Source organism: Rhizobium sp. SYY.PMSO (genome assembly GCF_046840415.1).
Classification (GTDB): Bacteria; Pseudomonadota; Alphaproteobacteria; order Rhizobiales; family Rhizobiaceae; genus Rhizobium.
Map to the genome: position 1 here is coordinate 1118245 of NZ_CP177350.1, position 13274 is coordinate 1131518.

General features: G+C 57.6%; 11 protein-coding genes. 4 read left to right on the forward strand and 7 right to left on the reverse strand.

The features are described from left to right. The first annotated feature begins 6 nt into the window (after positions 1 to 6). The 4 genes from ACJJVH_RS23525 to dhaL (ACJJVH_RS23540) all read left to right on the forward strand — a co-directional run bounded on the left by ACJJVH_RS23525 (position 7) and on the right by dhaL (ACJJVH_RS23540) (position 4604). Positions 7 to 999, forward strand: a complete 993-nt coding sequence (locus tag ACJJVH_RS23525) for a dihydroxyacetone kinase subunit DhaK (protein WP_113358460.1) — start codon at positions 7 to 9, stop codon at positions 997 to 999. A 13-nt stretch (positions 1000 to 1012) separates the two neighbouring features. After that, positions 1013 to 1654, forward strand: coding sequence for a dihydroxyacetone kinase subunit DhaL (gene dhaL, locus ACJJVH_RS23530; RefSeq protein WP_113394307.1), 642 nt, complete (start codon positions 1013 to 1015; stop codon positions 1652 to 1654). A 132-nt stretch (positions 1655 to 1786) separates the two neighbouring features. Next, positions 1787 to 3883 carry a bifunctional sugar-binding transcriptional regulator/dihydroxyacetone kinase subunit DhaK gene (locus ACJJVH_RS23535; protein WP_112801899.1) on the forward strand — a complete coding sequence of 699 codons (2097 nt, stop codon included), beginning with the start codon at positions 1787 to 1789 and terminating at the stop codon, positions 3881 to 3883. Positions 3884 to 3938: 55 nt separating this feature from the next. Further along, positions 3939 to 4604 carry a dihydroxyacetone kinase subunit DhaL gene (gene dhaL, locus ACJJVH_RS23540; RefSeq protein ID WP_113385090.1) on the forward strand — a complete coding sequence of 222 codons (666 nt, stop codon included), beginning with the start codon at positions 3939 to 3941 and terminating at the stop codon, positions 4602 to 4604. A gap of 80 nt (positions 4605 to 4684) precedes the next feature. Here the strand turns inward: dhaL (ACJJVH_RS23540) and ACJJVH_RS23545 are convergent, their stop codons facing one another. The 7 genes from ACJJVH_RS23545 to tssI all read right to left on the reverse strand — a co-directional run bounded on the left by ACJJVH_RS23545 (position 4685) and on the right by tssI (position 13271). Continuing rightward, positions 4685 to 5356: a T6SS immunity protein Tdi1 domain-containing protein gene (locus ACJJVH_RS23545; RefSeq protein WP_113385089.1), complete on the reverse strand. Its 672-nt coding sequence runs from the start codon at positions 5354 to 5356 to the stop codon at positions 4685 to 4687. A gap of 324 nt (positions 5357 to 5680) precedes the next feature. Then, a complete protein-coding gene (locus tag ACJJVH_RS23550) occupies positions 5681 to 6250 on the reverse strand; it encodes a GAD-like domain-containing protein (protein ID WP_412065296.1) in 570 nt (189 codons plus the stop codon). A 405-nt stretch (positions 6251 to 6655) separates the two neighbouring features. Next, positions 6656 to 7315: a hypothetical protein gene (locus ACJJVH_RS23555; protein ID WP_113385087.1), complete on the reverse strand. Its 660-nt coding sequence runs from the start codon at positions 7313 to 7315 to the stop codon at positions 6656 to 6658. Between the two features lie 264 nt (positions 7316 to 7579). Further along, positions 7580 to 8449, reverse strand: coding sequence for a pentapeptide repeat-containing protein (locus tag ACJJVH_RS23560; RefSeq protein WP_162704034.1), 870 nt, complete (start codon positions 8447 to 8449; stop codon positions 7580 to 7582). Between the two features lie 14 nt (positions 8450 to 8463). Beyond that, a complete protein-coding gene (locus tag ACJJVH_RS23565) occupies positions 8464 to 9879 on the reverse strand; it encodes a DUF4150 domain-containing protein (RefSeq protein ID WP_113401110.1) in 1416 nt (471 codons plus the stop codon). Then, positions 9879 to 10940: a DUF2169 domain-containing protein gene (locus ACJJVH_RS23570; RefSeq protein WP_113385085.1), complete on the reverse strand. Its 1062-nt coding sequence runs from the start codon at positions 10938 to 10940 to the stop codon at positions 9879 to 9881. The genes ACJJVH_RS23565 and ACJJVH_RS23570 overlap by 1 nt, the downstream gene beginning before the upstream one ends. Positions 10941 to 10946: 6 nt before the next feature. Next, entirely contained in the window at positions 10947 to 13271 is a 2325-nt protein-coding gene (tssI, locus tag ACJJVH_RS23575) for a type VI secretion system tip protein TssI/VgrG (protein ID WP_113385084.1), read from the reverse strand. Between the last annotated feature and the right edge of the window lie 3 nt (positions 13272 to 13274).

Sequence of the window (13274 nt, forward strand, 5' to 3'; positions counted from 1 at the left end):
GAGACCATGCAGCGGTTCATCAACAATCCGGATGAAGTCGTTGAAGATACTGTAAAAGGCTTCATCAAGGCGCATTCGGACATTGTCCGTCTGGCAGAAAATCCGCGCGTCGTCGTCGCCAGGGATGCGCCGCATGCCGGCAAGGTCGGCGTCGTCACCGGCGGCGGCTCGGGTCATGAACCGGCTTTCATCGGTTATACCGGCAAGAACATGCTGGATGCGGTCGCGGTCGGCGAACTCTTTTCCTCCCCGACGGCCAAGAGCTTCCACGATGCCATTCGTGAGGCCAATGGCGGCCGCGGCGTCATCTGCCTTTATGGCAACTACGCCGGCGACAACATGAACGTGAAGATGGCGACGAAGCTTGCCGCCAAGGATGGCATCGAGGTCGCCACAGTCGTCGCCAACGACGACGTTTGCTCGGCTCCCCCGGAGGAGCGCGAGAAGCGCCGCGGCGTCGCCGGCGAAATCTTCATGTGGAAAATCGGTGGCGCCAAGGCGTCCAAGGGCGCAAGCCTCGAGGAAGTCCGCGTTGCCGCGCAGAAGGCGATCGATAATTGCCGCTCCGTCGGCATCGGCCTCGGTCCCTGCACCCTGCCCGCCGTCGGTCATCCCAATTTCCAGATCGAGCCCGGCACAATGGAAGTCGGCATCGGTCATCACGGCGAGCCCGGCGTCCGCGTCGAGCCGTTGAAGACGGCAGCCGAGATCGGCGAGGCCATGTGCCAGATCGTTCTCGACGATCACAACCTGCCGGCCGGAACGGAAGTGGCCGTCCTCGTATCGGGCCTGGGCGCGACCCCGGTCAACGAACTCTATATCCTTAACGATACGATCGAGACGAAGATCTCCGAGCGTGGTCTGAAGATCTACAAGACCTATATCGGCAACTACTTCACGTCGCTGGAAATGGTCGGCGCGACGCTGACCGTGATGGCGCTCGACGCGGAGCTCAAGGAGCTTCTGGACGTCGAGGTCAAGTGCACGACGCTGCTCTGAGGGGGACGCACGCATGCAGACATTCAACAATGCAACATCAGGCGACATCGTCCTGGCGATGGCCGAGCGCATCATCGAGAACCGGGCCTATCTCAGCGAGATCGACGGCAAGATCGGCGATGGCGATCACGGCGTCAACATGGCCAAGGGCTTCGGCATGGCCGCGGAGCGCCTGAAGGGCAAGAACCAGTCGCTGTCGGCTTCGCTCGACACGCTCGGCACGGTGCTGATGACCGAGATCGGCGGTTCCATGGGCCCGCTTTATGGCGTCATGTTCACCGAGATCGCCGAGAAGCTCGACGGCATTGAGGCGATCGACAGTGCCGCCTACAGCAAGGCATTGCATGCCGGGCTCGAAGGCATCCAGTCGATCGGGTCGGCCAAGGTCGGCGACAAGACGCTGCTCGATACGCTGGTTCCGGCAATCGAGGCTTTCGATGCCGCGAATGCAGCCGGCAAGCCCTTTGCCGACGCACTCGACGCATTGGTCGCGGCCGCCGAGGCGGGCCGCGACTCCACGCTCAATCTGGTGGCCAAGATCGGCCGTGCCAGCCGGCTCGGCGAGCGTTCGCTCGGCGTGCTGGATGCAGGCGCAACCTCCTGCGCGATCATCCTGAAGGAACTTTCCCTGGGTGCGCGCGAACGGCTGCAATAGACGGGTTCTCCCGAGGCTGCGCGATCCTGCGATCCACCGCAGGGTCGCGCGCCGCCCTTCCCGCGAAGAAGCATTTGCAAACATGCGCCATTGCTTCCATGTTCGGACGGGAAAAGGGAATTGTGAATCGTCATGACTGGTAAGGCATCCTCGATCGGCAAGAACGGTGCAAGCAAGGCAGGCGTGCCGGACGTCACCGACGCCATGCCGCTGCGCTATGGCGACGATCCCTATGTGTGGGCGTGCTGGCTCTATTACGAGGACGGCAAGACCCAGGGCGATATCGCCGAAATCATGGGTATCTCGCGGGCGACCGTAAACAGCTACCTGGCCGATGCACGCAGCCGAGGCATCGTCAATATTTCGCTCGAGCCCTCCCGGCTGAGCTCCCTTTCCATCGCACAGGAGCTCAAGCGCCATTTCGGCCTGAACGACTGTCTTGTGGTGCCGAGCGACGATGGAACGCGGCCGCTGATCGACCGTCTCGGCACGGCGGGCGCGCAGGCCATCGCCAGGCTTCTGAAATCCGGCGACACGCTGGCCGTCGCCTGGGGCCGCACGGTTCTCGCCGTCGCCGAGCAGGCCAATGTGCCCAACCTGCAGGATGTCACCATCGTTCAGGCGACCGGCGGCACGCGGGCGCGCTTTGCCTATACGCCGGAACTCTGCGCCAGCGCCTTTGCGAATGCGACGGACGGCAAACTCGTCAATATCACCGCGCCTGCCATCGTCTCGGCGCCAGAGGTTCGCGAGATCCTGCTGCGCGAACCGCTGATCGAAGATCAATTCGCCACCTTGTCCAAAGCCAACAAAGCCATATTCGGCGTGGCGTCGCTTCGGCCCAATTCGACGATCCACAGCAGTGGCTTCTTTGAATCTGTTTCGCTGCAGGATTATCTGGCCAAGAATGCCGTCGGCGTTCTTGCCGGCCGCTTCATCGATGCGAAAGGCCAGCCGGTTGCCGGGCCGCTGGATGATCGCACTGTCGGCATATCCCTCGACATGCTGAAATCCATCGGGCTGCGCATCGCCGTAGCCGGCGGTTTCGATAAGGTCCCTGCCATTCTCGCCGCGCTGCGCGGCGGCTATATCAACGTGCTGATTACCGATGCGGCCACAGGGGGCGGCATTCTGAATGCGGATGGCGTAACTGAATTCGATCAGAGGCCCAATCAACGCCCGCGAACGGATAACAGCGTCGCACTGCCCGGCAGCTATCGCACGCATACCAAGAAGTTCCTCAACAATCCCGACGATGTCGTCGACGAGATGCTCGACGGAATCGTCCGGGCGCACGCCTCGTATATCATGCCGATCAAGGGGTCGAACCGGGCGCTGGTCGCCCGGGCCGGCCCGAGAGCCGGCAAGGTCGGTCTGGTGATCGGCGGCGGCACCGGCCATGAGCCATGCTTTCTAGGCTATGTCGGCAAGGGTCTCGCCGATGCCGTCGCCATCGGCAACATCTTTTCCTCGCCTCCGCCGACACCTATCCTTGAATGTGCGAAGGCCTCCTCCGGTGGAAAAGGCGTCCTCTTCGTCTATGGCAACTATGCCGGCGACGTCATGAATTTCGAGATGGCTGCGGAAATGGCGCAGGAGCAACGAATCGAGGTTCGCACCGTCCTGACGACGGACGATATCTCTTCTTCTCCGATCGAGGATCGGGAAGGACGCCGTGGTGTGGCCGGCAATTTCTTTATCTTCAAGATTGCCGGGGCGGCTTGCGACCGCGGTCTGTCGCTCGATGCCTGCGAGGCCGTAACACGCAAGGCCAACGACCGGACCTTTACCATGGGCGTTGCGCTGGAGCCCTGCTCCATGCCGCAGACGCGACGCCATAATTTCGAGATCGGTCCTGACGATATCGAATTCGGCATGGGCATCCACGGCGAACGCGGCGTTACCCGCGAAAAGATGATGAGCGCCGATGAAATCACCGACCGGGTGATGGACCGTATTTTTTCCGAAATGAAGCCCGTTGCGGGCGATCGGGTCGCCGTGCTGATCAACTCCTTCGGCGCGACGCCTCTGATGGAGCTTTACATTCTGTTCCGACGCGTCGAGCAAAGGCTGAGCGCCAAGGATATCAGGATCGAGGCGAATTGGGTGGGGCATTATTGCACGTCGCTCGACATGGTCGGCGCATCCATATCCATCCTGCATCTCGATCAGGAACTGACGGATATGCTGCACCACCCATGTGATACCTTCGCGTTGAAGGTCGGTTGAACCTATAAGAATGTGCCCGGCGACAACAGAAAAGACCGGGACCGGGAGGAAGACGATGTCGGAAAAAGCCGCGCGATGCCTGGGCAGCATGTTCCAGCGCATATCGATCGCGATCAATGCCGAGAAGGACCGGCTCTCCGAACTGGACGGAGCGATCGGCGACGCCGACCACGGCATCACCATGGCGCTGGGCTTCATGGCGGTGAATGTGGAACTCGCAAAGCTCGATCTCGCGCAGGCACTGCCGTCCGACATCTTCTCCATCGCAGCCTCGGCCTTTCTGGATGCCGTCGGCGCCTCGACGGGGCCTCTCTATGCCACAGCCTTCCGCCGGGCTTCGCAGGCGCTGAAAACGGACGAATCCCTATCGCCTGCCTGCCAGGCGATGATCGTCGACGAGATGCGGGCCGGCATTCAGCAGCGCGGCAAGGGCCAGCGCGGCGACAAGACCATGCTCGACGCATGGATACCCGCCGCCGAGGCTGCCATTGATGCGAAGGCACGCTCACGCGATGTTGCCGCCATGTGGAATGCCATCCTCGAAGCGGCTGAAACCGGCGCGAACTCCACAAGCTCCATGGTCGCCGCCCGAGGCCGCGCGGCACGGCTGGGAGAACGGTCGCTGGGACATGTTGATCCAGGGGCGGCCTCGGCGGTGATTATTCTGCGGGCGATGCGGGATACATTTGTGGAGGCAAAGTCGTCAGTTGAACGAAGATGAATTTCATCAGATGTCTGCCGAGCTGGGCAATCAGAAGAGATTGCAAGAATACTTGGCTTTGCTGAAAACACAGGAGAATACTACCGCGGGCCTATCGGACGCACGATGACCGACTGTCCGTATCCTTGAACGTCGACAAGATTGTATTCCATAGTCTGCGCGACGATGGCAAAATGCTCAGATGCCTTTAGGCGCTTAAGATGAGCAATATCCGCAACTCCTCCAAGAGCTAGAGCAGGCACGAATCCATAACATTCGCCAGTTTCGATAAATCCGAGCTTCTTAGAAGCTCGCTTGAATAGCGGTTTGGCAGCTCCGTCCTCAAAATCCAGCGCCTGATCCGATAACCAGAACGGTACTGAAACCGCATTGGCAGCCATCGCTCCTGCAGGCTGCCCCTTCACAAAATTCTTCTGCGTCAAACGGCCTTCATAAACACTGATATTGCCGTACCCATAATCTTTCATCCAAAAGAAAATAACGCCAAAAGCAGAATAAGCAAAAGCATGGCAATTATCGTGCGAAAAATCCTTATCAGCGTCGAAAATAAGCGCCAGAACTCCCCTCATGTCATCGGGATGGCACGATTGAATAAGCCCTTCACGCAACACCGACCGGCCAATATCGAAGCAAAAATCGGCAATTTCACCCGGAATGACTTTTTGAAGCGCTAAATACTCCTGTTCCGTAAAGGAGACGGACAAAGTTGGTTTGCCATATTTGCGAGCTATATCTTCATAAAGTTTATTCATTTCAATTATATATTATCCAATTGTAATCCAAAGATATAGCTTGGACCAATCTACCGCTCCGATCCCACGCTGGTGGATAACTCGCGGTATCCAGTCTTCAAAGGATTGAGAGCCTGCTCAGGTTGGCTCGGTCCACGCGCTTATCCTAATACATCATGAAGCGACCTCAGGGAGAACCGAAAAGAGCGGAAAATGTCCTCGACCTTAGCTAGCCGATCGGTCGTACCGCCTGCAGGCCGCCCGAAACAGGTCTCACAAGATAGAATTGCCGCAACTGCGCAAGGAATGTGAAATGCTCTAGTGCCTTCACTCGCTTGATGTGCTTTAAGTCTTGCGCCGGGCCGAAAGCACCGGCGATCGCCAAGCAGGGAAGAAACCATAGCATTCGTTCGCTTCATTCGCGCCATAAGCGCGTTGACATGCGGCAAATATGGGATTGCCGTTAACGTCCAAAAAATCAGCTTCTTCTTCGTGTGGAATCATGCCCGACGCAATATGCTCTGCACTTGCCTGGGGCGGCCAGTTTTCTGGCGCTGTAAGAGCTCGGCAGTAAATAACATTTAACGGCAATTCTATCCGAAAATTGTACAGCTTATCCGACCAACAATAAAGAACGCCAAAAGCAGTGTAGCCGAACACATGGCAGTTCCTGTGGTGAAAATCGTTGTCTGCACCGAACGCTAATGCGGTGACAGCCCTCATTTCATCTGGGCTACACATGGTAAAGAGACCATTGTGGAAGGAGCAAAACCCCTTCTCCTCAATGAAATCGACAACCGTCTGCGGTAACATTCGACGCAACTCCGAAAGCTCTGGTTTGGACGCAAATCGGATTTGCTTTACTGGGCCGTATTCCTCCAACGCGTATTGCAAATTTTCATGAATTGGTGGCATGACCCGTCTACGTCTATTCAACTCGACATGCGCATTTGCAATATCCCGATCATTGCGACCTGTGCGTTCCGCGTCCTTTCTCAAAGAGGAGACTTGCCGCGTCTTGCACTGACGGCCTCCAAGTGAGAACTCACGTTCAGTGCTCGAGTCAGCAGTTCCTTAGGGTCCGCTGACAAAGTGCCGCTGCCAGTGCAATCCCTAGCGTTATGGCGACACCATGGTGACACTCAGCATATACGATCTCAAGCAACGGCCTCTGTCAGAATGAACGATTCCGACGAAAAATTGTGCTCCGCCGTTGAGGCGCACTAGATACCGGACAACCTCTCGCTCCTCTATCGCAAAGAAGCATATACCTTGGAAATCGACGAGGCGACATCATGGAATGCTTCCAAACCACCTCGATCAATTGTCTTCCATTGCGATGGAAGTCCAATTGTCAAAAAGATCCCAGAAATCCATATCTGTCATGGGTTCGTCATCGTCAACCCAGAGAAGCAATCCCTCCGGATCATCAACAACGGTGCTGTGAAGGCTGATATAGCCCTGTCCCTTTCCGCCGCTGTTGAATATGTGAAAATAATCCTTTGATTTGACAGTCTCGAATAACTTCGAAGACGGCTCCGTCCAATACTCGTTACCGTCCTTACCTATCGGACGGATTTCTCCTTCCGGCAGTAAGCCACCCATAGAATGGAAGTCGCAGAAGCCGTCGAGCGCTTTGTAGAAAGTCCCAACGCTTCCGCCGAACATGGATTTACCCGTCGGAGCAAATCCCCTGTAGGATAAAACCTGATCGTCCGCCTGCCGGTCGGTAACCAGCGCGACATCACCCCGTATTTTGACGAGATAGGCATCGGTTGTTCTCTCCATGAGAAGACTGCTCGTCTCAGGCATATGAATGAAGACTTGGGGCACCAGCGCCCTAAAGGCTTCCAATCTCCGGCTTTGATCCGTAGTCGCAATGTCCACCCAAAGGGGCGTCAGTGAGCGGCCGATATCTGCCGCATCGAGAATCACGCGGTAGTCACTCCCCCAAAATCGGGTGAGATAGATGCTGTTCATTTAAGAACCTATGTGTGGTTCGGCCGTTCAACAATTTTGGCCTGATGTAGCGATCGTTATGACGCCTTAGTACAGTCTACGCGTACGACTTCGTAGGGTATAACCGGTTCCGCAAGGCTAGATTGCGCATCCCGCCCCACACCTTATTCGCCATCATGACAGCACCAGAACCTCGCGTTTTAGTATTTGATCACTTGGACGCTACATCATACAATAAAACGCTAGTAATTAAGTTGCCCGGACCATTAATAGCGCACCGAGAATTCACTCTCGCCATATGGGGTCGCTCAACATCTGGGCAAGGAGTGCCTGCCCTTTCGGCTTTAGCAATTCCCGGAAATCGTCTTCATTGAGAATTCCGAAATTAGACCCAGATGTGTACTCGGTGGTGAAAATTCCCGCCAACGGCACGTCTCCGATATTTGAATCTGCTTGGATAGCGCGATCAAGTTCAGCAACGAACTCCTTAAACCGCTTAATTACATGATTCTTGGGGTTTTCGGGTGCAAGGATGTGCGAAACCTGGGTATGGGGAAAGATGCAATAACTCAGCGTCGCTTTGCTAAAGTCGGCGCCATTTATACTGGTTGGCCTTTGCGTGTAGTCTCGCCCAAACACGACGTCGTCTAGTTTCCCCGTAAACGTTGAGTTTGATATTGTAGCTTGCCGAAACTCAACACGATCTAATCGGCAATTCAAAAAAGCGCTTTTCTCGAACTTCGAATAATCGACAGCGCGGCCCTGCATATTGCATTTCTCAAATATGACGTTTTCGAAAGTATTTGCGTTCGAAGGATCATCGGCGCCGAACGAAAAGCTCTTCATATCGCATGAAATAAACCTGCTATCCTTATAAAAACTCCCCCAATTGCGAACAGCCAGAAGACAATTTTCAAAGGTGCAATCTCGCAAACGCACATCGGAAAATGCGAGGCCGGATATAGAGCAGTTCTTAAAATTGATACCAACCCATGAAGTATTCTTAATATGAACATTGAAAGGAGCGATTACTTCCGCATATTTTTTCTTACTCCGAAGCCGTGGGTCGGATGAAAATTCGATATCGGAAAAGGTAGCACCTTGGCCCGAAGCAACGGCCGCTTCAATTTCAGATAGAATTCTTTGCTGCGTCAACTTTCTGCTCCATGCTACGGCCAAATTAAAGGTACACCAGTGCCATAGCCTGGTGTATATTTTGATACATGAGCTCCCCATTGCGGAGCTGTTGTCACGTCGAACCAGTAGGGCTTTCCTGTAACCACTACGTCTGGTCCGAATTGGAACCTTGGCGTAGTTGTGACCAAGCCCGCGAGGCTGGGATCGTTGTCCACGAGATTCTTAAATTCTGTGTCGATTTGCGTACCCATGTGAGTATTATATTGATTTGGATTACGTGCAACCGCAGCCGCTTGTTTAGGCGTAAGACGAGCCCGTTGCTGAGCAGTGCGCAAATGTGCCTGCAATCGTTGCTCGATGGTCATTATCTCACGCGGTAATGCGGTGCTTCTTGCTCCTTGTACGCCCGCTACAACAAGAGTGCGCTCGGATGTCCGCATGCTTGCTGCGAGCGTTCCCGTGGCCCCTCCAACACCTTGAACAAGTCCCGTTATGTTCTCAACCGATTGCACCGTTTGGGGAGAGGCACCCATAGCACCTGCGACCTGACCAGCAGCCTGTGCGATAACTGTTGTTTGTGTCTCCCCAGTCCATAGCTGCTTTAAGCCGGTTGAGAAGTTATCGTAGCCATTCACTACAAGAGCGGCGCCGCCGATCATCGCGGGGACACCCGGTGCGGCCCCCACGCCGGTAGCGGATGCCGCACCACCGACGCCAGCCAAACCAGCCCCAGCGACGCTCTCGCCAGCCCCACCTATGGCTTGCAGCGCTCCCATACCTCGCGTTATGACGCGGCCATGATTGTCATCAAATTCATGAATAGCTTGCCCAGCGTCGTGGAGCTTTTCGCCGGTCCAATCCCAGGCTTTTTCATACCAAGCCTTATCGTCTTGATCGCTACCATCTGGCGCTTTTTTCTCCTCGGTCGACTGAACATAGACATATTCGCCGTCGGTATTCCCGCTATTCAGCGTGCAACGATCATTGTGGCGCTGCACCCAGACACCATTAGCCCGCACGATTCCGGAAGACGTAACCGGCTCCACAACATCGCCAACGGTGCCTGATTTACACCCCAATCCCACGCCCGGTTCGTCGCCATAGCAACGGAAAAACATGGAGTCTTGCCGCTTGATGACCATGCCGTTTGATCGGACATCGGGAGAATAATTCTGCTCGTCCGAAGCCTTACCCCAGGACATATAGGGCACCGGTTTATCCGGGGATTTGCAGACATCCGGTGACAGGCATACGGCGAGGGCGTTACTATCTGCTGGAATAAGCTCGGGTGGCGGCGGATCAGCCGCCGCGGGCGTTACTCTAGGACCTTTTGCCGCTTGCTTGCCGTTGTCCGGCAGGTAGAAGTAACCACTAGTGCCGGGAGGAATCCGTACATATTCCAGAGGTTCTGGCTCTGGCGGCGCTTCTGTAGGCTGATTGTCGGCCATCAGCTGACACCTTCGGAAAGATTGACGATACTCATCTTGGGCAGCCCACGGCGCTCCGGCCAGGGAAAGCCGATCCGCCAGGTCAGGAAAACGCGCCCGACACCGGGCCGCATGTCGAAGTGGACGCCGTCGAGCACCATGGGGCCTCGCGCGGGGCCAGTGCCCCGATCGATCGTGACTTCGAGCCGAATATTGGGGAGCCGCCCCTGAAGCGTTGCTATGCCCGGCAGGAGGTGATCCAGCTCAAAGGGTTCATCCCCCTGCAGCCAGGGATTCGCTATCAGGTCCGGATGCGCTGCCTGCCAGAAGGAAAAATCGAAGTCGCGGGGGAGCAGCGGATGCCTTTCGTTCAGCCAAGCGTCGTCGTAGGTCCCGGCCTTCTCAAGCCGGTCTTCCCAGAATGGCGAAAGCGGACCGAAACCTGCGGGTGCGAGCCTGTCGCCGACAGAGCGAATTGGTTCGTCGGCATCCTCGATCTGTGGCGCAGGCCATTCCGGCTTGTCGCGAAACCGCTCTTCATCGACAAGACCGATACCCACAGGATTACGCTCGAACGTTTCCCCGCTATCTAGCCGCCCACCGAAGGCAAATCTCCAGTCGATGGGTACATAGCTCGCCGGTTCTCCCGAGGTCAGCTCCCAGCCGTCGAGGGCATCTTCCTTCTCTCTGTCGACGAGCCCTCGCCACGTCTTGCGGGTCTTTGCCCGCCAGACACGCGGCCCATGAACGCGCAATCGCTTTTGAACGGGCCCCACTTTCAGGCCGCATGTCCATGACGACGCAGCGACACCATCAGGCGCAAAGGCGGCGCCGATAAAAGTTACGTCCGTGGCCGGCTTGAATGGCGCGAGATCAGTGCAAGCCGTCTGCGGCGTCTCATGCGGATCGCCGTCGTAGACATCCGACATGACGAGAGGCCGCTGAACGTCATCCATGACCAGCGGACCGCCGTTCGTCAGCTTGAACGTCCCTCTCGCGACAACGACGCCCAGCAGATCGCCCGCCAGATTATACTGCCGGAAGGCGAGCGCCGGGAAAGGTGTGCGATTGTCGACCGACATGGCGCCTCAGCCCTGTGCCGTCGTATCCGACGATGTCGCTGAAGCCTCGGCGAAACCGCCACCCGGCTTGTTGAGATCGACGACCTTGCCGTTGATCTGCGTCGGCCCGGATGCCGTGAAGTTGAAATGCGTTCCCAGGATGATGACCGTGCCGTCCTGGCGCATGATGAACTTGGAGGCGCCGCATTCGATGACGAACTCGTCGCCCACAATAACTTTCTTGAACTTTCCGACCTTTTCGAGCGATGTCTGGCCGACATTCGTAACCTTGCTGATACCGATCTGCTCGGCGCTCGTGATGCCGATCGTATCCGACTTGTATGCTCCAACGATGGTATTCATGATGCCGGGAAGCGGAAAGAGGCTCGCCGCCGCTTCGCCCAGGCCGCTGCCGGCGCCGGCAAGATCCGTGCCCGCGTCCGCTCTCGGATTGGGTCCCGAAACGACGCCCTCCCGGCTGCCAAGTCCGCCGAGGCCGAGGAAACCCAAGGCGGAGGACGCAATCGTGCCTGCGAATGCGGCAAGTCCGTCCCCGCCGGCGCCGGCGATCTGGCCTGCCTGGGAGAGCAATCCGGCCGTCTGTCCGGAAAGCCCCTGCACCGCCGCCATCAGCGCCGTTGCCATCGGCCCGGTGCCGCCTACGACCGTATTCACAGATCCGCCGATCTCATGCTTCTGGTTGCCGCTGACTTCGACGGCGCGGTTGCCGCCGATCGAGGCGACCTCGTGGCGGTCGACTCGTTTGGTGCGGTCGTTGCGTACCCGCGTCGTCTGGTCCTTCTGCGCGTGGAAGAACATGTTCTCGCGGCCGGCATCGTCCTCGAAGGTCATTTCGTTGAAGCCGGTGCCCTTATGGGTGTTGGAGCGCATGACCATGCGGGTCTTGTTGGCAGGCAGATCGTAAGGCACGCCGTTGCTCGGGTTCGTCACCACGCCTGTTACCAGCGGCCGATCCGGATCGCCGTCGATGAAGGCGACCATGACTTCCATGCCGATGCGGGGAATGACCTGGCCGCCCCAGGTGCCGCCTGCCCAGCTCTGGGCGACGCGCACCCAGCAGGTGTCGGATCCATCCTTCCTGGCACGGCGGTCCCACGGATACCAAAGCTTGATGCGGCCATACTGATCGGGATGAATTTCCTCTCCAGGCGGACCGGCGACGATCGCAACCTGCGTGCCGCGGATCCGCGGCCTCTCGGTGTTGCGATGCGGCGTCATCGGTACACGCGACGGCACCGCCTCGAATTCGTTTATGTATTCCGGCTGGTCCGTATTGGTTTCATAGGACGGATCGACCGCGAAATGGGTCGCACGCACGATGACGTGCTCTTCGTAGACATGCTCCGGATGGGCCACCTCATAGGGGGTGAAGCGGCGGCCGGCTTCCAGGATGCGCGATGTCGAGCGTCCGACGACGCGATTGTGGTCGGCCTCGCTGGCCTGCATACGCAGCTTCTGTGCCCGTTCGGCCTCGGCAACCGATGAAATGCGGGCCGGATACTCGTAAAGCTCGCGCTTCATGGCGCCCGGCATCTGTACCAGTGACGGTGTGGTCGTGCCCGGCACCATCTGCGGCGTCTCGAAATTCCAGTCGGCGCCGGCGCGCTGCCCCGGGACGTAAGCGTAGTGCTTCATCCATTCGTTGATATGGTTGCGGTCGGTCGAGCCCTGGGCAAGGCGCACCCTTCCGTCGCCCTGCGCGGAGGGAGACGGTCCGGCCCAGGAATTGGCGCCGTCAGCGACATGCAACCGGTGACTGCCGTCTTCATGCGAGAACCAGTAAAAAAGACCGTCTTCCTCGAAGCGGCGGGTCAGATAGTCCAGATCCGTTTCGTTCCACTGCACCGAATAGTGCTGCGGCGGAGGCGGCGTCACCACGCCCGAGACGTCAGGAGCGGGAATCCCGTGCTCGGAAAAGAGCGTCTCGACGATATCGATGCTGGTCTTGTCCATCCATATACGGCAATCCGACCGCTGCGACAGGAGCCACATCTGCGGCTTCAGCACCATCGAATAGGAACGCAAGCCGCGCGTGATCGGCGGCCCTTCCTGAAGAGACGTGACGAGACCGTTGAAGGGGCGGCGAACGCCGTCGCCCCCGTCTTCGGCCTGCTGAACCTCCAGCGAGATGTCGATGAGACGACCGATCAGGTCTTCGGGCTGGATGATCTCGCGCTTGGCACGAACGGAGAGCCGGATGTCGAAAAGCGAGGATACGCCTTCCGTTATCATCACCCGTTCCGGCAGGAGCTGGTCCGTACCAAGCGGCGAGACGACCCGGAGATTTCGGGTCGCCTGAATGAAATCATTGGCCGAAGGCTGATCGTTCATCTG